Genomic DNA, 1,070 nt, shown 5'->3' on the forward strand with positions numbered 1-1,070 from the left:
CCCATAGCCCCCCCGTGCGCGAGGAAGAAGAGGTAGGCCAAGGCGAGGAGCAGACCGACTGCCTGACCATCGAGTGAGGCCCCGCAACATTCCGCTGATGCCCCGGGCGGATGCGCTCATGGCGCACTCGGGGGCGGCTTCGGTCGGGCTCTAGCCCTCCCGCTCGATTGCTTCGAAAATGTCGGCGTCTGTCTCTCGTTGCCACTCTGGGAGATGGTCCCAATCAGCCACGTACGCCGGCTTCGGCGACTCGATGTGCTTGTGGATCTGCGCAATCCAGCAGACAGCGACGAAGCGACCCTTCTGTTCCCGGGTAAGCTTCGAAGTGTTTCCGTCACTGACCTGAATAAAATCGTGCACCTGGTCCTGTACGGCTGCGGCAGCCCGTCGCTCCCAATCCGGGGTCTGCGCCCAGGGGGTGACGTAGCTGGGTTTCGGTTCGCCAGGGAAATGCTTTCCTACGCCAGCAATCCAAGCATCCCTGAAGGTTCGACCTGATTCGCCTGTCATTCAAACTCCTCCTTATCGCTGGACGGCTCGAGAGGGTGCCGGAATGTCGTCACTGAGTACACGAATTCCCTTGGCGTTTCCGCTTCACGTCCCTGAGGCGTTCCGCTTCCCTAGTTCGATAACTGCTCGCGTGTAGCTGATGTCGTGGTGCCTGGTTCCGAGTGCTGGCAGGTTAATCAGGAACCACTTCGACGGTGAGTAGCTGGTGGATATTAAGTGCTTGATCTGGCCTGTTAACGTCACGCAACATACGTCGCGGTCGTCGGCCATTCTAGGCCCCGTTGAAGCGTAGTCGCCCCCGTTTTGGGCGGCACCGCTGGGCTACAGAACATGGTCAGCAGCGTCGAGGGATCGCATACTTCCGGGCCGAGAGATCAGAGACCGCGCCGGGAACCCACCCGCGTGCGCGGGGAGGAGAGGTCGTGAGCTGCGGCGTTAGGTGCGGGGGTGGCGGATTTTACTTACTTTGCCAAACTCCGGCATATCGGTCCTTGTCGGTGGTGCGGGGTCCGGGGTCCTGAGGTTACCGCTCGCCGGCGCGGGGTGGGCCACGTCGGGGT

1 protein-coding gene is annotated in these 1,070 nt (G+C 61.7%); it reads right to left on the minus strand.

Annotated features, from left to right (window positions below):
• Positions 1 to 150 precede the first annotated feature (150 nt).
• Positions 151 to 510, minus strand: a complete 360-nt coding sequence (locus E0D90_RS25745; protein ID WP_130800312.1) for a hypothetical protein — start codon at positions 508 to 510, stop codon at positions 151 to 153.
• Between the last annotated feature and the right edge of the window lie 560 nt (positions 511 to 1,070).

Source organism: Streptomyces otsuchiensis (assembly GCF_004305975.1).
In the GTDB taxonomy this organism is placed as follows: domain Bacteria; phylum Actinomycetota; class Actinomycetes; order Streptomycetales; family Streptomycetaceae; genus Streptomyces; species Streptomyces otsuchiensis.

Bases quoted from the DNA above. Each gene is read 5' to 3' on its own strand.
- E0D90_RS25745 (WP_130800312.1), bottom strand. From the start codon at position 510: ATGACAGGCGAATCAGGTCGAACCTTCAGGGATGCTTGGATTGCTGGC.